The sequence below is a fragment of the Kosakonia sacchari SP1 genome, from assembly GCF_000300455.3.
Lineage (GTDB): Bacteria > Pseudomonadota > Gammaproteobacteria > Enterobacterales > Enterobacteriaceae > Kosakonia > Kosakonia sacchari.
Genome location: NZ_CP007215.2, coordinates 1305329 through 1323810, shown reverse-complemented (window position 1 = coordinate 1323810; position 18482 = coordinate 1305329). Strand labels below are relative to the sequence as shown.

General features: G+C 55.3%; 16 protein-coding genes. 3 read left to right on the top strand and 13 right to left on the bottom strand.

Annotation, left to right across the window (positions count from 1 at the left end):
- Positions 1–13: 13 nt before the first annotated feature.
- A complete protein-coding gene (guaA, locus tag C813_RS29325) occupies positions 14–1591 on the bottom strand; it encodes a glutamine-hydrolyzing GMP synthase (RefSeq protein ID WP_017458981.1) in 1578 nt (525 codons plus the stop codon).
- Between the two features lie 61 nt (positions 1592–1652).
- The gene (guaB, locus tag C813_RS29320) at positions 1653–3119 is read right to left on the bottom strand and encodes an IMP dehydrogenase (protein ID WP_017458982.1); all 1467 of its coding nucleotides are present in this window, start codon (positions 3117–3119) and stop codon (positions 1653–1655) included.
- 159 nt (positions 3120–3278) lie between these two features.
- Between guaB and xseA the strand changes: the two genes are divergently transcribed.
- The 3 genes from xseA to C813_RS29305 all read left to right on the top strand — a co-directional run bounded on the left by xseA (position 3279) and on the right by C813_RS29305 (position 6090).
- The gene (xseA, locus tag C813_RS29315) at positions 3279–4652 is read left to right on the top strand and encodes an exodeoxyribonuclease VII large subunit (protein WP_017458983.1); all 1374 of its coding nucleotides are present in this window, start codon (positions 3279–3281) and stop codon (positions 4650–4652) included.
- 71 nt (positions 4653–4723) lie between these two features.
- Positions 4724–5749 (top strand): M4 family metallopeptidase, encoded by a 1026-nt coding sequence (locus tag C813_RS29310; RefSeq protein ID WP_017458984.1) that lies wholly within the window; start codon positions 4724–4726, stop codon positions 5747–5749.
- Positions 5749–6090 (top strand): protealysin inhibitor emfourin, encoded by a 342-nt coding sequence (locus C813_RS29305; protein ID WP_025263880.1) that lies wholly within the window; start codon positions 5749–5751, stop codon positions 6088–6090. The genes C813_RS29310 and C813_RS29305 overlap by 1 nt, the downstream gene beginning before the upstream one ends.
- Here the strand turns inward: C813_RS29305 and C813_RS29300 are convergent.
- From C813_RS29300 to pbpC, 11 genes are all read right to left on the bottom strand, one after another.
- Positions 6087–6302 carry a zinc ribbon domain-containing protein gene (locus C813_RS29300; RefSeq protein WP_017458986.1) on the bottom strand — a complete coding sequence of 72 codons (216 nt, stop codon included), beginning with the start codon at positions 6300–6302 and terminating at the stop codon, positions 6087–6089. The genes C813_RS29305 and C813_RS29300 overlap by 4 nt on opposite strands.
- A gap of 95 nt (positions 6303–6397) precedes the next feature.
- Positions 6398–6790, bottom strand: coding sequence for a cell envelope integrity TolA C-terminal domain-containing protein (locus C813_RS29295; protein WP_017458987.1), 393 nt, complete (start codon positions 6788–6790; stop codon positions 6398–6400).
- A gap of 166 nt (positions 6791–6956) precedes the next feature.
- Positions 6957–8432 (bottom strand): ribosome biogenesis GTPase Der, encoded by a 1476-nt coding sequence (der, locus tag C813_RS29290; protein ID WP_017458988.1) that lies wholly within the window; start codon positions 8430–8432, stop codon positions 6957–6959.
- 120 nt (positions 8433–8552) lie between these two features.
- Complete coding sequence (bamB, locus tag C813_RS29285; protein ID WP_017458989.1) at positions 8553–9731, bottom strand: outer membrane protein assembly factor BamB; 1179 nt, start codon at positions 9729–9731, stop codon at positions 8553–8555.
- Between the two features lie 10 nt (positions 9732–9741).
- Positions 9742–10362, bottom strand: a complete 621-nt coding sequence (locus C813_RS29280) for a YfgM family protein (RefSeq protein WP_017458990.1) — start codon at positions 10360–10362, stop codon at positions 9742–9744.
- Positions 10363–10398: 36 nt separating this feature from the next.
- Positions 10399–11673 carry a histidine--tRNA ligase gene (gene hisS / locus C813_RS29275; RefSeq protein WP_017458991.1) on the bottom strand — a complete coding sequence of 425 codons (1275 nt, stop codon included), beginning with the start codon at positions 11671–11673 and terminating at the stop codon, positions 10399–10401.
- A 109-nt stretch (positions 11674–11782) separates the two neighbouring features.
- On the bottom strand, positions 11783–12901 hold the full coding sequence (gene ispG / locus C813_RS29270) for a flavodoxin-dependent (E)-4-hydroxy-3-methylbut-2-enyl-diphosphate synthase (protein WP_017458992.1): 1119 nt from the start codon (positions 12899–12901) through the stop codon (positions 11783–11785).
- Between the two features lie 26 nt (positions 12902–12927).
- Entirely contained in the window at positions 12928–13935 is a 1008-nt protein-coding gene (gene rodZ, locus C813_RS29265) for a cytoskeleton protein RodZ (protein WP_017458993.1), read from the bottom strand.
- 291 nt (positions 13936–14226) lie between these two features.
- The gene (locus C813_RS29260; RefSeq protein WP_017458994.1) at positions 14227–15393 is read right to left on the bottom strand and encodes a bifunctional tRNA (adenosine(37)-C2)-methyltransferase TrmG/ribosomal RNA large subunit methyltransferase RlmN; all 1167 of its coding nucleotides are present in this window, start codon (positions 15391–15393) and stop codon (positions 14227–14229) included.
- A gap of 181 nt (positions 15394–15574) precedes the next feature.
- Complete coding sequence (gene ndk / locus C813_RS29255) at positions 15575–16006, bottom strand: nucleoside-diphosphate kinase (protein ID WP_017458995.1); 432 nt, start codon at positions 16004–16006, stop codon at positions 15575–15577.
- 150 nt (positions 16007–16156) lie between these two features.
- Positions 16157–18481, bottom strand: coding sequence for a peptidoglycan glycosyltransferase PbpC (pbpC, locus tag C813_RS29250; RefSeq protein ID WP_040016506.1), 2325 nt, complete (start codon positions 18479–18481; stop codon positions 16157–16159).
- Position 18482 lies beyond the last annotated feature (1 nt).

Genomic DNA, 18482 nt, shown 5'->3' with positions numbered 1-18482 from the left:
AATCACAACAGGCTTATTCCCACTCAATCGTCGCTGGCGGTTTACCGCTGATGTCATACACCACGCGGGAAATACCGTTCACTTCATTAATGATGCGATTGGAAACGCGGCCGAGGAAATCGTACGGCAGGTGCGCCCAGTGTGCGGTCATAAAGTCGATGGTTTCGACTGCACGCAGGGAAACAACCCAGTCGTATTTACGACCGTCGCCCATAACGCCCACGGAACGAACCGGCAGGAACACGGTGAAGGCCTGGCTCACTTTGTTGTAGAGATCGGCTTTATGCAGCTCTTCGATAAAGATCGCATCGGCGCGGCGCAGCAGGTCGCAATACTCTTTCTTCACTTCGCCCAGCACGCGGACACCGAGGCCCGGGCCCGGGAATGGGTGGCGGTACAGCATGTCGTACGGCAGGCCCAGTTCCAGACCAATTTTACGCACTTCATCTTTGAACAGCTCACGCAGCGGTTCAACCAGCCCCATCTTCATCTCTTTCGGCAGGCCGCCCACGTTGTGGTGAGATTTGATAACGTGCGCTTTACCGGTTGCCGAAGCAGCGGATTCGATCACGTCCGGGTAGATGGTGCCCTGCGCCAGCCATTTCACGTCTTCCAGCTTCAGTGCTTCTTCGTCGAACACTTCCACGAACACACGGCCGATGATTTTACGTTTTGCTTCCGGATCGTTCTCGCCAGCCAGTGCAGCCAGGAAACGGGCTTCGCCTTCAACGTGAACAATGTTCAGACCGAAGTGGTCACCAAACATGTCCATCACCTGCTGAGCTTCGTTCAGACGCAGCAGACCGTTATCAACGAACACGCAGGTCAGGTTTTTGCCAATGGCGCGGTGCAGCAGCATCGCGGTGACAGAAGAGTCCACGCCGCCGGAGAGGCCGAGGATCACTTTATCGTCGCCAACCTGCTGGCGGATACGCTCAACGGCGTCATCGATGATTTTTGCTGGCGTCCACAGCGCTTCACATTCGCAGATGTCACGCACGAAGCGTTCCAGCATACGCAGGCCCTGGCGGGTGTGGGTCACTTCCGGGTGGAACTGCACGCCGTAGAAGCGTTTTTCTTCGTTCGCCATGATGGCGAACGGGCAGCTTTCGGTGCTGGCAACGGTAACAAAGTCAGACGGGATCGCCGTCACTTTGTCGCCGTGGCTCATCCACACGTCCAGCAGCACTTTGCCTTCTGCGGTCAGCGAATCTTCAATGCCGCGAACCAGCGCGCTGTCGGTCTGTACTTCAACCTGCGCGTAGCCGAATTCACGCTCGTTAGAACCTTCAACGTGGCCGCCGAGCTGCATCGCCATGGTCTGCATGCCGTAGCAAACGCCAAGCACCGGCACACCAGCTTCGAACACATATTGCGGTGCGCGCGGGCTGTTGTCTTCGGTGGTGCTTTCCGGGCCGCCGGATAGGATGATGCCGCTTGGATTGAAGTCGCGGATCTGCGCTTCGGTGACATCCCACGCCCACAATTCGCAGTAAACGCCCAGTTCACGTACGCGGCGCGCAACCAGTTGGGTGTACTGAGAACCAAAATCGAGGATAAGAATACGATGTTTATGAATGTTGTCCGTCATTGACGTTACTTCCGAGGCAAGTTACGAAAGCGCCCGGTGAGAGTACCGGGCGCGAAAATCATTAAGAACCCATGCGGTAGTTCGGGGATTCCTTGGTGATGGTCACGTCGTGAACGTGGCTTTCCTGAATGCCCGCGCCGCTGATGCGCACAAATTCCGCTTTGGTGCGCAGGTCGTCGATAGTACCACAGCCGGTCAGACCCATACAGGAGCGCAGGCCGCCCATCTGCTGGTGAATGATCTCTTTCAGGCGGCCTTTATAAGCCACGCGGCCTTCGATACCTTCCGGCACCAGTTTGTCGGCGGCGTTATCGCTCTGGAAGTAGCGGTCAGAAGAGCCTTTGGACATCGCGCCCAGCGAGCCCATGCCACGGTAGGATTTGTAAGAGCGGCCCTGGTAGAGTTCGATTTCGCCCGGGGATTCTTCAGTACCGGCAAGCATTGAACCAACCATCACGGCGGCAGCACCTGCAGCGATCGCTTTGGCGATGTCGCCAGAGAAACGGATACCGCCGTCAGCGATAACCGGAATGCCGGTGCCTTCCAGCGCTTCAACCGCGTCGGAAACGGCGGTGATCTGCGGAACGCCCACACCAGTCACGATACGCGTCGTACAGATGGAGCCAGGGCCGATACCGACTTTCACCGCGCTGACGCCCGCTTCTGCCAGTGCGCGAGCACCTGCGCCAGTGGCGACGTTCCCGCCGATGATTTGCAGATCCGGGTATTTTGCACGGGTTTCGCGAATGCGCTGCAACACGCCTTCGGAGTGGCCGTGGGAGGAGTCAATCAACAGCACGTCAACGCCTGCGGCAACCAGCGCGTCAACGCGCTCTTCGTTACCGGCGCCGGCACCAACCGCTGCACCAACGCGCAGTTGACCCTGCTCATCTTTACAGGCGTTCGGTTTACGTTCTGCTTTCTGGAAATCTTTAACAGTGATCATGCCGCGCAGGTGGAAGCTTTCGTCGACAACCAGCGCTTTCTCAACGCGTTTTTCGTGCATTTTAGCAAACACGACTTCGCGGGATTCACCTTCACGCACGGTAACCAGACGCTCTTTCGGCGTCATGTACACGCTAACTGGCTGGTTCAGGTCGGTGACGAAACGCACGTCACGACCGGTGATGATGCCCACCAGTTCGTTGTCGCCATTCACTACCGGGTAACCGGCAAAGCCGTTACGTTCGGTCAGCTCTTTCACTTCGCGCAGGGTGGTCGTCGGCAGAACGGTTTGCGGGTCTTTAACCACGCCGGATTCATGTTTCTTCACGCGGCGAACTTCTTCCGCCTGGCGCTCAATCGACATGTTTTTGTGAATAAAGCCAATGCCGCCTTCCTGTGCCAGGGCAATTGCCAGGCGCGCTTCCGTCACGGTATCCATCGCCGCAGAGAGCATAGGAATGTTCAGGCGAATGGTTTTAGTGAGCTGCGTGCTCAAGTCGGCAGTATTCGGCAGAACGGTGGAATGAGCGGGAACGAGGAGGACGTCGTCAAACGTCAGTGCTTCTTTAGCGATACGTAGCATGGGCAATATCTCTGACCTGGGGGGTTAAATATTGCCGTGGCATTATACAGAGCGTAACCGATTGCATCCACACTTTTTTAAGAAAAATACTTGCCATCCCCTCGTTTCGGGTTACTATCGAACGAATAACTTGCTGATTTAGAATTTGATCTGGCTCACATGTCGTCGTTCCAATCCCCCTCAATTTTTACGGTTAGCCGCCTTAATCAGTCGGTGCGCTTACTACTGGAACGCGAACTCGGCCAGGTGTGGATCAGCGGGGAAATCTCCAATTTTACCCAGCCCGCTTCTGGTCACTGGTACTTCACCTTAAAAGACGATACCGCTCAGGTGCGCTGCGCGATGTTCCGCAACAGCAACCGTCGCGTCACTTCTCGCCCACAGCACGGCCAGCAAGTACTGGTGCGCGCCAATATCACGCTGTATGAACCGCGCGGCGAATACCAGATTATTGTCGAGAGCATGCAACCGGCCGGTGAAGGTTTGCTGCAACAGAAGTATGAGCAACTTAAAGCTAAGCTCGCGGCTGAAGGGCTGTTCGACCAGCAATTCAAAAAACCACTGCCCTCGCCCGCCCATTGCGTTGGTGTCATCACCTCGAAAACCGGTGCTGCGCTGCACGATATTCTGCACGTGCTGAAACGCCGCGATCCGTCGCTGCCGGTGGTGATTTACCCGACTGCGGTACAAGGCGAAGATGCGCCCGCACAGATTGTGCACGCCATTGAGCTGGCTAATACCCGCGAAGAGTGCGACGTACTGATTGTCGGTCGCGGCGGCGGTTCGCTGGAAGATTTGTGGAGCTTTAACGATGAACGCGTGGCGCGGGCGATTTTTGCCAGCCGCATTCCGGTGGTCAGCGCCGTTGGGCATGAAACCGACGTGACCATTGCCGATTTTGTTGCCGACCTGCGCGCGCCAACGCCCTCTGCGGCGGCGGAAATTGTCAGCCGTAACCAGCTGGAACTGCTGCGCCAGGTTCAGGCGATGCAGCAGCGTTTAGAAATGTCGATGGACTATTATCTGGCAGGCCGCAGCCGTCGTTTCGCCCAGTTACACCATCGTCTGCAACAACAGCACCCGCAACTGCGGCTGGCGCGTCAGCAAACCGTGCTGGAACGCCTGCAGCAGCGCATGCACAACGCGCTGGATAATCAGTTAAAACGCGCGTCCGCGCGCCAGCAGCGCGTATTGCAACGCCTGAATCAACAAAACCCGCAGCCGCGTATTCACCGGGCGCAAAGTCTCATTCAGCAACTGGAATATCGTCTGAGCCAGAATATTCGTGACCGCTTAAGCAGCACGCGTGAACGCTTCGGTTCGGCAATCACCCACCTGGAAGCGGTCAGCCCGCTGGCAACGCTGGCGCGTGGCTACAGCGTAACTACGGCGACCGACGGCAAAGTGTTGAAACAGGCCAAACAGGTTAAAGCGGGCGACAAACTGACCACGCGGCTGAACGATGGCTGGGTGGAGAGCGAAGTCAGCGCCGTCACGCCCATGAAAAAAACGCGCCAACGTAAATCCTCTTAATTCACGCGCTCAATAAATCAGACGAACCTATACTTTTTGTTGTTCTTTTTTGTTTTATCAAGGAGATCAACATGAATGCACGTCATCCGTACAGTGTTATCCCGCCCTATATCCTGCGCCGCATTATCGACAATGGTTCTGAACTTCAGCAACGCTGCGCCCGCCAGACCTTAACGCATGTACAAACGTTGATGGCGCACAGCCACGGCAAAGTCGATGCGCCGCTGGTCACTTCGCCCGGCGAACTGGTCCGCGATATTTATGACGCCCAGCACAAAGAGACGTTACCCGGCGAGCAAGTGCGCTATGAGGACCAGCCACCGACGGGTGATGTCGCTGTAACCGAAGCTTACGACTACCTGGGTGTCACCCACGATTTCTTCTGGCAGGTTTATCAGCGCAACTCGCTGGATAACCAGGGGCTCATTCTCAGCGGCACCGTGCATTACGGTAAGGATTACCAGAACGCTTTCTGGAATGGTCAACAAATGGTGTTTGGCGATGGTGATGGCGAGATCTTCAACCGTTTTACTATTGCCATTGACGTGGTGGCGCATGAACTGAGCCATGGCGTCACAGAAACGGAAGCCGGGCTGATCTACTTTGAACAAGCTGGCGCGTTAAATGAGTCATTATCCGATGTGTTCGGTTCGCTGGTAAAACAGTACCACCAGCAGCAGACGGCGGATCAGGCGGACTGGATCATTGGTGAAGGCTTGCTGGCAAAAGGCATTCATGGCAAGGGGTTGCGTTCTATGTCGAAGCCGGGAACGGCTTATGACGATCCGTTACTGGGTAAAGATCCGCAGCCTGCGCATATGAAAGATTTTATTAAAACACGTGAGGATAACGGCGGCGTACACCTGAATTCCGGCATTCCTAACCGGGCATTTTACCTGGCAGCAACCGCGATAGGCGGCTATGCATGGGAAAAAGCCGGATACGCCTGGTATGACACCGTGTGTGATAAGTCACTGGCGCAAAATGCTGACTTCGCGACCTTCGCCAAATTCACCATCAAACATGGCGAAAAACGGTCCGGCAAGAAAGTCGCCGCTGCTATCGAACAGGCGTGGAAAGATGTCGGAGTTTTATGATGAACGAACCCGAATTAACCGACGACGCGGTAGTCGAGTTAGCCCGCGAAGGCGGGCTGGCTTACATTCCCAAACTGAGCGGCGCACGAAAAATTGTCATCGCCCAGCTCAATGCGGAGCAACGCCAGCGGCTGGTGGACATCTTGCACCAGACGCTCCCGCTCGCTGAGCCGCCAGGCCAGCCGGACTCGCCGGGGCGCGGCGATCAGCGCTTCTACCGTTTGCAGATCACCTGGACTACCCAGCAAACGGATGTGTTGCTGCTTATCCCGGAAAGCAAAGCGCCACCGTCGTTTGTCGAACTGTGGCGCGAAGGGGAAGACTGTATTTGCAAACCTTAGAGCAGCGTATATTCGACGCGTTTTTTCGAAATCAGCCCGTGGCCGTGCTGGCAGAAAAAGTCCACTGCGCCACAGGCTTTTAACACTTCCAGAGGTTGGTGGCACTCCGGGCAATGTGCTTGTAGTTCAATGACTTTGCCGCAGCCGTCGCAGTGAGCATGTGTTCCCACTATTTGCAGCGGGTTATGGCAAGTCGGGCAGGTAAGTTCCATAAGGCGCTCCTTAATTTTTCACGGCGTTTATCATACACCGCTGGCGACAAAAAACCGCCTGCAGACGGGTTAAGTGCCGCGTCAGGTTTAGTTTGCTATTCGCCCACCATCATGAAGCGGGAGCTCTCGAATGCCTGATAAATCCGCTGAGAAGGAAATGCCGGGAATACCGCGCGTTGAGCTGCGGTTTTCAACGCTGCACAGTAAGCTTTATTCCCTTCTCTGGTCTCGATATTGTTCAGTTTGCCATCATAGGCAAATTCCAGATGTAAGCGGCATTTTTTCCCTTTCCAGCCAGAACGATCGCTAAGCTGAGATTCGATAGCGTTCTTTATCGCGCGGGCCTGTTTCCCGTACTCATCCTGGTCGGTAAAGCGCCCGGAGTCGCAACTGCCAAGCGCAGTGGTTTTATGGCAACCGGAGGGGTGAAGCGGTGTGCAACCTGCCACTACAGTGCCCAGAAGTATCAGCAGTAAAAACTTCTTCATTTCATATTCCTTTTGAAATTACTTATTGAAGACGGTTATTAACTCGTTGTTTTTATAGTTATAAACAGTGTACAGCTATCGACAGGCTGAAACAGCGCCCGACTTTAGTAGTTGAGTCTATTATGACTACAAAAAACCCGCCGTCCGGCGGGTTTGAAGCAAGTGATTACTTACCTTTTTTGATGTGCTTAATCAGGCGCTTACGTTTACGCATCTGGTTCGGCGTCAGGGTGTTACGTTTTTCAGCAAACGGGTTTTCCCCTTCTTTGAACTGAATACGGATTGGCGTACCCATCACATCCAGCGATTTGCGGAAGTAGTTCATCAAATAGCGTTTGTAGGAATCCGGCAAGTCTTTCACCTGGTTGCCGTGAATCACCACAATCGGCGGGTTATACCCACCGGCGTGGGCATATTTCAGCTTCACGCGACGACCACGCACCAGCGGCGGCTGATGATCTTCCGCCGCCATGTTCATAATACGGGTCAGCAGCGCGGTGCTCACGCGGCGGGTGGAGCTGTCATAAGCTTCGCGAACGGATTCAAACAGGTTGCCAACACCGCTACCGTGCAGGGCAGAGATAAAGTGCACGCGGGCGAAATCAATAAAGCCCAGGCGGTAATCCAGCGTCTCTTTCACCTGATCTTTCACTTCCTGGCTCAGACCGTCCCATTTATTGACGACGATAACCAGCGAACGACCGCTGTTAAGAATAAAGCCGAGCAGCGATAAATCCTGATCGGAGATACCTTCACGGGCATCAATAACCAGCAGCACAACGTTAGCGTCTTCAATCGCTTGCAGCGTTTTGATAACCGAGAACTTTTCTACCACATCGGTGATTTTGCCGCGCTTACGCACACCAGCGGTGTCGATAAGTACGTACTCACGCTCATCGCGCTGCATCGGAATGTAGATGCTGTCACGCGTGGTGCCCGGCATGTCGTACACCACCACGCGATCTTCACCGAGAATGCGGTTAGTGAGTGTGGACTTACCGACATTCGGACGCCCCACGATAGCCAGTTTGATTGGCAAATCCTGCGGGTTGAAATCGTCTTCCGGCTCTTCTTTTTCGCCGTTTTCGTTGGCTTCGAACTGCGCCCAGTATTCAGCCTCTTCATCCACAACTTCCGGCGGATTCAGCTCATCCATCCACGGCATCAGTACGTGCTCCAGCAAGCTGGTAACACCGCGCCCGTGGGAAGCGGCGATAGCGTGGATTTCCCCCAGACCGAGAGAATAAAAATCTGCTATTGCCTGATCCGGATCCAGACCGTCGGTTTTGTTCGCCACCAGGAAAGTCGGTTTTTCGCGTGAACGCAGATGCTTGGCAATGGCCGAATCGGCTGGCATCAGACCCGCGCGCGCATCGACCATAAACAGTACGACATCGGCTTCTTCAATCGCCAGCAGCGATTGTTCCGCCATGCGCGTTTCCATGCCGTCTTCGGTGCCATCGATACCGCCGGTATCGATACAGATAAATTCGCGGCCTTCAACTTCAGCACGACCGTACTTACGGTCACGAGTCAGACCCGGGAAATCCGCCACCAGCGCATCACGGGTGCGTGTTAAACGGTTAAATAGCGTGGATTTTCCAACGTTAGGGCGCCCGACAAGCGCGACCACAGGTACCATGTTTAAAGCCTCATTACAGAATATTCATTAGCAAAACGTCGCGGATTGCGCGCCGTTTTAAAAACAGGAAAACGGCTCCTGCAACAGGAGCCGTCTTCAGGAACGACAAACCCGACGCGCTTAGCGCGAAAGGGCGTACACTGTGCCGTCTTTCGCCTGGATCAGCAGTTTGCCACCGGCAACCACCGGCTCGGTCAGGAAACCGGAGCTGTCGACTTTCTGCTGCGCGACAAAGCGCCCGTCTTCAACGTTAATCCAGTGCACGTAGCCTTCGCTATCGCCTGTCACAATGTAACCATTATACAACGCCGGAGCGGTAAGGTTACGGTGCAGCAGGTCACTTTGTGTCCACAGGGTTACGCCACCGTCGGTAGTCAGCGCCAGAACACGATCGCTCTGGTCGATCATATAGATGCGGTTACCATCAACCACGAAATCGCTCACTGAACCCAGCTCGCGTTTCCACATAATCTGGCCGCTACGCAGATCCAGCGCGGTCATGTTGCCGTTATAGGCCAGCGCGTAAACCACGTTGCCAACAACAACCGGCGTGGTATCGACATCGCTCAGACGATCGATCTCTGTCGGGCCATTAGCCTGGGAGATGCGCTGCTGCCAAATCATCTGACCCTGCTGCATCAACACTGCGCTTACGCGACCGTTATCACCGCCGACAATGGCAGCGCCAAAGGCGGTAGTCGGAGCGGATTCACCGCGCAGAGAAAGCGCAGGCATATCAAGGTTGACGGTCCATTTGGTTGCGCCATCGCTTTCGTTCAGCGCCTGCAACTGCCCGTTGCTGGTGTGGATCAACACTAAACCGTCGCTCACTACCGGGCGAGAAAGCGCTTCACCAGCGACTTTCGTTTTCCACGCCTGCGAACCATCGCTGGTATTCAACGCATAAACCTGCGCTTTTTCGCTACCCACATAAACATGGCCACCGGAAACAGTCACACCGCCGGAAAGCAGTGCAGCGCGTGTAGAGAACCAGCCATCTTTTTCAGCCAGGTTAACCGACCAAATTTCATGCCCATCATCAATGCTAACCGCTTTCACTACACCGTGACGATCGGCGGCGTAAACCACGCCATCAGCAAACGCCGGATGCAGGTTAGAGTAGAAGTCACCAATACCGTTACCCACGGAGGTGCTCCATGACGTAGTCGGTGTGAACTGGTTTTCAACCACCGGCAGCGGGGACATTTTGACAACATCTTCTTCGCTGTTAAACAGGGAACAGCCGCTCAAAAGCGTGACGGAAAGCAGCCCTGGCAGAAGTAATTTACGCAATTGCATCGGGTCCCTCTTAGATGGACAAATTATTGATTTTCATCTGCATCATTTCACTCAGCGCAGGAGAAGCATTGTTTTTAATGCCGTTTTCCCATGCGGTGCGCGCGCCTTGTTTATCGCCTTTGCTCAGCAGTGCTTCGCCGCGCAGATCGGCAACAATCGCTGACCAGCTTTCCGCTTTGACAGCATCCAGCGTTTTCAGCGCAGCGTCTTGTTGCTTTTGCTGTACCTGAATGCGCGCCAGGCGCACATTGATTATCGACTTGAGATTTTCATCATTCGTCGCAGCCAGCCCTTGTTGCAGCTGAGCGGCTGCTTTATCCAGCTCGTTCTTCTCAACGTATTGCTGCGCCAGTTCCAGCGACGCCAGCGCGCCGTAGGTGTTTTTGTTGTCAGCCGCGAATTTTTCCGCCGCTGTGAACGACTCTGGTTTGTCCGCCGAAAGCGCGGCCACCGCGTTTTCATACGCCTGTGAAGAGGCTCTCGCCGTGTCCGCCTGATGGCCGTTCCAGTAGCGCCAGCCAACCAGCGCACCAATACCCAAAACGACGCCAACGGCCAGCGCTTTACCATTCTCGGCAAAGAAGCGCTTAATCGCGTCTACCTGGTCGTTTTCGTTTTCGTAAATTTCCACGCAGTCCTTCTCCTTAACGATAATTCACCGGGGAGATTAGCCCAGTAGTGTGCGCAAATGCGCCGCAACGCTCTCCTGCGTTACCGTACTCTGCTCACCAGAGCGTAAATCCTTCACCACAACATTACCGTCGGCAATTTCAGTTTCACCGAGCACCAGTGCGACGCGAGCGCCCCACTTGTCCGCGCGAGCAAATTGCTTTTTAAAATTGCCGCCGCCGTGGTTCATCATCAGCCGTACGCCAGGTAACACATCGCGCACCTGTTCACCCAACTGCATAGCAGCGGATTGCGTATTGGCGCCAGACGCCACCAGGTATATATCGACAACGGATTCTGCTTTAAATTCCGGATTAACTGCCTGAACTAACAAAACAAGTCGTTCAAGACCCATTGCGAAGCCAACCGCCGGGGTCGCGCGACCACCAAGCTGCTCCACCAGGCCGTCATAACGACCGCCTGCGCAAACGGTGCCTTGCGCGCCAAGACTGGTGGTTACCCACTCGAAAACAGTGCGATTGTAGTAATCCAGACCGCGCACCAGGCGCTGGTTGACCGTATAAGTGATACCCGCAGCATCAAGGAATGCGCAAAGACCTGCGAAGTGTTCGCGGGACTCGTCATCAAGGTAATCACCCAGTTTCGGTGCATCGTTCAGCAGCGCCTGGATGTCCTGGTTTTTGGTATCCAGTACGCGCAGCGGGTTGGTATACATACGACGCAGGCAATCTTCGTCCAGCTTATCTTTATGCTGCTCGAGGAAAGCCACCAGCGCATCGCGATAAGTCGCACGCGCTTCGAGCGAACCAATAGAGTTGAGTTCAAGGGCAACGTGCGAAGCAATGCCCAGCTCGCGCCACCAGCGGGCAGTAAGCATAATCAGCTCGGCATCGATATCCGGCCCCTGCAGGCCAAACACTTCCACACCCAACTGATGGAATTGACGGTAGCGCCCTTTCTGCGGACGCTCGTAGCGGAACATCGGCCCAACGTACCACAAGCGCTGCTCCTGATTGTACAGCAGACCATGCTCGATGCCGGCGCGTACACAGCCCGCGGTACCTTCGGGACGCAATGTCAGGCTGTCGCCGTTGCGATCGTCAAAGGTATACATCTCTTTTTCAACCACGTCGGTCACTTCACCGATCGCGCGTTTGAACAGCGGGGTCTGCTCTACAATCGGCAAACGGATTTCACTGTAACCGTAGCTGCCGAGCACGTTTTTTAAAGTGCCTTCAATGCGCTGCCAGATGGCGGTTTCGCCAGGCAGATAATCGTTCATGCCGCGAATGGCTTGAATATTTTTTGCCACGTTTATTCTCTTTATTAATACAAAAAATGAACCCTCGGGGCCGCGACGAACAACGGGTCGCGCCGGGCGGGTTCATCATACACGGGAAGCCTGCCGCTTCCCAGCAACCTTATTTTTCTACCTGTTGCACATCGATACGACGCGCTTCATCCAGCATCGACGCTTTCGCGCGAATGCGGGCTTCAAGTTGGCTGATCATATCGCTGTTATCCAGGCGATCTTTGCGCACGCCATCTTCATACAGGCCGCTTTTCTTGTTGCCGCCGGTCACACCCAGTGTGGAAACCAGCGCTTCACCAGGGCCATTTACCACGCAACCGATAATGGAGACATCCATCGGCGTGATGATATCTTCCAGCCGCTGTTCAAGGGCGTTGACCGTACCGATAACGTCAAACTCCTGGCGGGAACAGGTCGGACAGGCGATAAAGTTAATGCCGCGCGAGCGAATGCGCAGCGATTTCAGGATATCAAAACCGACTTTGATCTCTTCCACCGGATCGGCGGCCAGCGAAATACGCAGCGTGTCACCAATGCCTTCAGAAAGCAGCAAACCCAGACCGATTGCAGATTTGACCGCGCCTGCACGTGCGCCACCGGCCTCGGTGATGCCGAGGTGCAGCGGCTGATCAATCTGTTTTGCCAGCAGGCGATAGGATTCAACAGCGAGGAATACGTCTGACGCTTTCACGCTGACTTTGAATTGATCGAAATTCAGGCGATCAAGATGATCGACATGGCGCATAGCGGATTCGAGCAGCGCTTGCGGCGTTGGCTCGCCATACTTTTCCTGCAGATCTTTTTCCAGCGAACCGGCATTAACGCCGATGCGAATCGGGATGTTTTTATCGCGCGCGCAATCAACAACGGTGCGAATTCGCTCTTCGTTGCCGATATTGCCGGGGTTAATGCGCAGGCAGTCAACGCCATATTCGGCGACTTTCAGCGCAATGCGGTAGTCAAAATGGATGTCCGCAACCAGCGGGACACTCACTTGCTGCTTGATCAACTTGAATGCTTCCGCCGCGTCCATGGTCGGGACGGAGACGCGGACGATATCCGCGCCGACGCGCTCAAGCGCTTTGATTTGATTGACCGTAGCTTCAACATCCGTGGTACGGGTGTTTGTCATGGACTGCACAGCGATGGGCGCGCCATCGCCAATGGGCACATTACCAACGTAAATCCGTTTCGATTTCCGACGCTGAATCGGGGCCTGGTTATGCATGAAAAATCTCCCGCGTTGCCCGTCTGTTACTGTGCTGCTGATTGTTCGGCATTGAGGGTCAGACGCGCAACCTGGTTAGTTCTGATAAAACGACTCAGATCGACAGGTTTACCCTGATACTGGATCTGAACGGCTGACGGCGCGCCAATTTTCAGCTTATATGGCGCCTGGCCGGTTAAATTGAGCGTGGCATCTTTACGTTGCAAGCCGCTGAACAATTTCTTCCCGGTGGCATCGCTCACTTCCAGCCAGCAGTCGGCAGTAAAGCTCATCACCAGTGCGTTAGTATCCGCTTGTGCACCCGCAACACCGGCCTGATCGGTCGGTAACTGTGCAGGGTTCGCTGGAGCGGTAGGCTGCTGCATGGTATCGACATTCGCCTGCGACGGTGCAACAACGGTGTTCTGATTTGCGGTAGTAGCAGATGTTTGCGGCGCGCTGGCGGCTGGCGTTTGTGCCGTCGCCGACGGGGCTGGCGCTTCAACAGGCGTACCGGAATTATCAACCGGGTCTGCTGCAGCGGTGTCGTTATTCAGTGGTACGCTTTGCGCGTTGCTGTTGCCTGCGTTCAGCTCCGCAGAAGATTGATCCGCCATGTTGGTGATCTCTTGCTGCTGCGCTTTGTGGTTATCCCACCACCATGCGCCCGTCAGGCCGATGGCGACCAGGAACACCAGCCAGGTGATAAAACTCATCATCCAGCCACCGCGTTTTTTACGCGGTTTGCCTAAAGCAAAAGTCTGCATTGGCGCAACTTTTGCCGCTCTGACCGGCGCTTGTTTTTCAAGAATCGGCAGCAGTTCTTCTTCAGGAATGTGCACTAAGCGGGCATAGGAGCGGATATAACCGCGTACAAAAGTCGAAGCCAGATCGGTGGGCGACCTGTCCTCTTCGATATCGCGTACCGTGGAGACCTTCAGGCATAAGCGCTCTGCAACCGCTTGCTGGCTGAGTCCAAGTTGTTCACGGGCGTTGCGCAGACGTACGCCAGTGGTTTGTGCTTCATTTTGGTCGTGAGTGGCTTCAGTATTCATTCGCTACAACTACTGGTACGTGAAAATTAAACATTCAGGCGCGCATAACCGCAATGCCTACACGCGCCGCGAAAAAACCGGGTCGGTTAAACCTGGCCCACAGTATAGGACTGTCAGGCTCGTCATAACAGAACAGCTTTCAGCACTTTTTGCTAAGCCGTTGTTCCATCACTACATACTGCCTTAAAGTCAGGAGAAACGCACCGTAATTATTAATGGCCTGTATATGTACAGGCCAAATAGTCGACATTTCCACAAAATGCAGCATATTCTTCGCGCTGCAACTTATGATTATAGTGCCTTGACCTCAATAGGCTCGCCCTGCATGCGCTTACGCATCGTACGTTTGGTACGGTCGATCACATCGCCCGCCAACTGACCACACGCGGCATCGATATCATCGCCACGCGTTTTACGCACGATGGTGGTGAAACCATAACTCATCAGCACTTTACAGAAGCGATCGATACGGCTGTTAGAGCTGCGGCCATACGGCGCGCCCGGGAACGGGTTCCATGGGATCAGGTTGATCTTGCACGGTGTATCTTTCAGCAGCTCCGCCAACTGGTGCGCATGTTCAGTGCCATCGTTGACGTGATCCAACATCACGTACTCAATGGTTACACGACCCTGGTTAGCGTTGGATTTTTCCAGATAACGGCGAACAGCGGCGAGGAAGGCCTCGATGTTGTACTTTTTGTTGATCGGTACAATTTCATCGCGAATTTCGTCGTTTGGCGCATGCAGAGAGATGGCCAGCGCAACGTCAATCATATCGCCCAGTTTATCCAGCGCCGGAACCACGCCAGAGGTGGAGAGCGTTACGCGACGTTTGGAGAGACCAAAGCCGAAATCATCCAGCATAATCTCCATCGCCGGAACGACGTTGGTCAGGTTGAGCAGCGGCTCGCCCATGCCCATCATCACCACGTTGGTAATCGGGCGGCTACCGGTGACTTTCGCCGCGCCGATAATTTTCGCCGCGCGCCACACCTGACCGATAATTTCCGAAACGCGCAGGTTACGGTTAAACCCCTGCTGAGCCGTGGAGCAGAATTTGCACTCCAGCGCACATCCCACCTGGGAAGAGACACACAACGTCGCGCGATCATCTTCGGGGATGTAGACGGTTTCAACGCGCTGATCGCCCACGGCAATCGCCCATTTGATGGTGCCGTCGGAGGAGCGTTGTTCTTCCACCACTTCCGGCGCACGAATTTCGGCGACCTCTTTTAATTTGTTACGCAGCACTTTGTTGATGTCGGTCATCTCATCAAAGTCGTCGCTGCAATAGTGGTACATCCACTTCATCACCTGATCGGCGCGGAAGGGTTTTTCGCCTAAGTTTTTGAAAAATTCACGCATCTGCTGACGGTTTAAATCCAGCAGGTTAATTTTTGCATCTTTGTTTGGCACCGTGAGAGCGTCGTTCTCAGGCATGACAATTTGTTCAGTCATAATGTATTCCGGCCTCGTTATTACACGTTGTGGCCCGTGGAGGGTTAAAAAGAAGCGCCCCAGGAAAGCATCGGCTCATCCTGGGGCGCAGCATTGTACAAATTCTGACGCGCAGATACCACGTTTGCACGCGGCTTTTCACAAATTAAAGTGTAAACCTCGTTACACGTTTAACGAGTGATTAACGAGTGCGCGGGCACACTTCGCCTTCGGCGAAGAAGTAGGCGATTTCACGCGCAGCGGATTCAACGGAGTCAGAACCGTGGGTGCCGTTCTCGGTGAAGCTGTCTGCGTAATCAGCACGCAGCGTGCCTGCCAGCGCGTTAGCCGGGTTGGTTGCGCCCAGCAGGTCACGGTGACGCTGCACCGCGTTTTCACCTTCCAGTACGGAAACCACGATCGGGCCGGAAGTCATGAACTCAACCAGACCGTCAAAGAACGGGCGACCTTCGTGCTCGGCATAGAAACCGCGCGCCTGCTCAACGGTCAGGTGCAGCATTTTGGTGCCGACAATTTTGAACCCTGCCGCTTCAAAGCGAGAGAAGATACTGCCAATAACGTTTTTTGCCACCGCGTTCGGTTTAATGATGGAAAAAGTACGTTCAATAGCCATGTTTACCTCTGTAAGTTGTTCTGTTGCCCTGAATAGGTGTGGCGCGGATTATAAAGAGCAATACGGGCGTTGCCTATGGATGAAGGTAACATTTTTTTAAAATGAGACTATTTTTAGCAACACTCCCCGCCAATAGCGCCATTTAATTGGTTATTGCACCGCAAACTGCACTGTCGCTATCTGCCCTGCGTCATCCATAACCAATAACTGATACTCCCCGCTTTTATCAAGTTTCAGGCTTAATAAGTTGTTATGCGAGGCTAACGGTTCACCATTCAAAAACCACCAGCGACTGCCTTCGCCACCGCTGCTTTGTAGCGGCAGCAAGGCAAACGCCTGTCCGGGAATGCGTTTGATAACCGCACCTTCACGCACGCCGCTTAATAACAGTGGCGGCGGTGCGTTATCGTCACGAGGCGGGCAGCGTTTATCCGCCGCCGGTAACCGGGCAGCGCGCCGTTCACCGGCTGGCAACCAAGGCTCCAGCGGTAACGGCCAGGCGATCCATGTTTTCTGCTGCGCGTCCGGGCAATCTGCGGCAACCCTTCGCCCCTCTTTATTCAGCCAGAGCGGGAAATTGATCCCGTGCCCGCCTTCCTGCTCCGGCAATAACAGCGTTGGCGGCTGGCTACCGTCCAGCAGCCAGGTGGTGAGTCGACGGCGACAATTGCTGTCGCCAGACGGTAAGCTTTGCCCGCCCGGCCAGCAAATGACGCCGCTGCTGACCGTTTGCGGGCGCGGGTCGCGCGGCAGTCTCGCCTGTTCAAGCGCTGAACGCGGCTGCAACAGATTATTGGCCTGGTTAAGCAACGGTACCGCGCTGGCAAAACCGAACTGCCCGGCCACGGGCGTGCCGTCAGGTCGCCCCGTCCAGATACCTATCACGTAGCGGGCATTAATCCCTATCGCCCATGCGTCGCGATAGCCATAACTGGTGCCGGTTTTCCACGCCAGCGGCACTACCTGCGGCAACGCTTCATCTGGCACCGGTTGTGCTTCTCCAGCGAGAATGCGGCGAATAATCCACGCCGCACCCGGCGACATCAACCGCCGCTCCATCAGCGGGGCGTCTGGAGTCAGGCGCAGGTTTCCCGCTTTCCCCTCACGGGCAAAGGCCGTGTACGCGGCCGCAATATCTTCCAGCCGCGCACCCGCACCGCCAAGGATTAGCGACAAATTCGGTTCCGCTCCCGTCGGCAAAATCAACGGCAAACCGACGTTGCGCAGATTTCCGGCAAATTTTTTCGGCCCGTAGGCTTCCAGAACCTGCACCGCCGGTAAATTAAGGGAGCGTACCAGCGCTTCATTCATGCTTACCGGGCCATGGAAACCGCTGTCAAAATTACCGGGTCGATAATCGCCCACCCGGCGCGGCACATCCTGTAGCAGCGAGGCCGGATGAATCAGCCCCTCATCCAGCGCGAGTCCATAAATAAAGGGCTTTAACACCGAGCCCGGGGAACGGACGGCGCTGACCATATCCACATGGCTGAAACGGCTGTCGTCATTGATATCCACGGAGCCAACCCAACCGCGCACTTTCATATCCGTGTGATCAACGACGATTATCGCCAGCGAGCTGCGCGCTGGCAGGCGGCTTTTCACATTTAACGCCAGATCTTCAAGCTGACGTTGCAGGCTGGCATTCAGCGTGGTGGTGATTTTCAGCGCCTTGCTTTCACCAAGCATCCGCCGGGCAAAGAGCGGCGCCAGTTGCGGCATCTGACGCGGAGCCAGCCAGACCGGCTCTTCGCGTGACTCCGCCACCTGCGTTGCCGACCACACCTTTTGCGACACCATGCGCTCCAGCACTTTGTCGCGCGCGGCCTGCGCACGTTGCGGCCAGCGATCCGGGCGTAAGCGGCTGGGTGCCTGCGGCAGAACCGCTAACAGCGCCGCTTCGGAATAGCTGAGCTTCGCCGGCGGTTTACCTAAATAAGCCCAACTCGCAGCACCCACGCCTTGCAGCGTGCCGCCAAACGGTGCGCGGTTCAGATAAAGGGTGAGTATTTCACGTTTTGAGAGGTGCCACTCCAGTTGCAGTGCTCGCCATAGCTGACGCACCTTGCCGCCGAAAGTACGCGGATGCGGATCGAGCAGGCGAGCTACCTGCATTGTCAGCGTGCTGCCGCCGGAAACGACATGGCCGGAACGCAAATCCTGCCAGGCGGCGCGCGCAATCGACAGGGGATTCACCCCCGGATGTGCCCAGAACCAGCGATCTTCATACTGGATAAGCGCCTGCAGATAGTGAGGCGATACCTCTTCGATAGTAACCGGGTAGCGCCAGATACCGTCGGCATCGGCAAAGCGCCACAGCGGCGTACCGTCTTCGGCCACCACCACCCGCGCCGGATCGACCTCGCTAAGCGGCAGCGGCCAGATCTTGTCGGCAGCCATAACGCCCAACACCAATAGCAGCGGAACACCCACCAGCCAGCGCCAGCAGGTGCGTATCAGACGTACGATCCTCACG

Bases quoted from the DNA above. Each gene is read 5' to 3' on its own strand.
- guaA (WP_017458981.1), bottom strand. From the start codon at position 1,591: ATGACGGACAACATTCATAAACATCGTATTCTTATCCTCGATTTTGGT.
- guaB (WP_017458982.1), bottom strand. From the start codon at position 3,119: ATGCTACGTATCGCTAAAGAAGCACTGACGTTTGACGACGTCCTCCTC.
- xseA (WP_017458983.1), top strand. From the start codon at position 3,279: ATGTCGTCGTTCCAATCCCCCTCAATTTTTACGGTTAGCCGCCTTAAT.
- C813_RS29310 (WP_017458984.1), top strand. From the start codon at position 4,724: ATGAATGCACGTCATCCGTACAGTGTTATCCCGCCCTATATCCTGCGC.
- C813_RS29305 (WP_025263880.1), top strand. From the start codon at position 5,749: ATGAACGAACCCGAATTAACCGACGACGCGGTAGTCGAGTTAGCCCGC.
- C813_RS29300 (WP_017458986.1), bottom strand. From the start codon at position 6,302: ATGGAACTTACCTGCCCGACTTGCCATAACCCGCTGCAAATAGTGGGA.
- C813_RS29295 (WP_017458987.1), bottom strand. From the start codon at position 6,790: ATGAAGAAGTTTTTACTGCTGATACTTCTGGGCACTGTAGTGGCAGGT.
- der (WP_017458988.1), bottom strand. From the start codon at position 8,432: ATGGTACCTGTGGTCGCGCTTGTCGGGCGCCCTAACGTTGGAAAATCC.
- bamB (WP_017458989.1), bottom strand. From the start codon at position 9,731: ATGCAATTGCGTAAATTACTTCTGCCAGGGCTGCTTTCCGTCACGCTT.
- ispG (WP_017458992.1), bottom strand. From the start codon at position 12,901: ATGCATAACCAGGCCCCGATTCAGCGTCGGAAATCGAAACGGATTTAC.
- rodZ (WP_017458993.1), bottom strand. From the start codon at position 13,935: ATGAATACTGAAGCCACTCACGACCAAAATGAAGCACAAACCACTGGC.
- C813_RS29260 (WP_017458994.1), bottom strand. From the start codon at position 15,393: ATGACTGAACAAATTGTCATGCCTGAGAACGACGCTCTCACGGTGCCA.
- ndk (WP_017458995.1), bottom strand. From the start codon at position 16,006: ATGGCTATTGAACGTACTTTTTCCATCATTAAACCGAACGCGGTGGCA.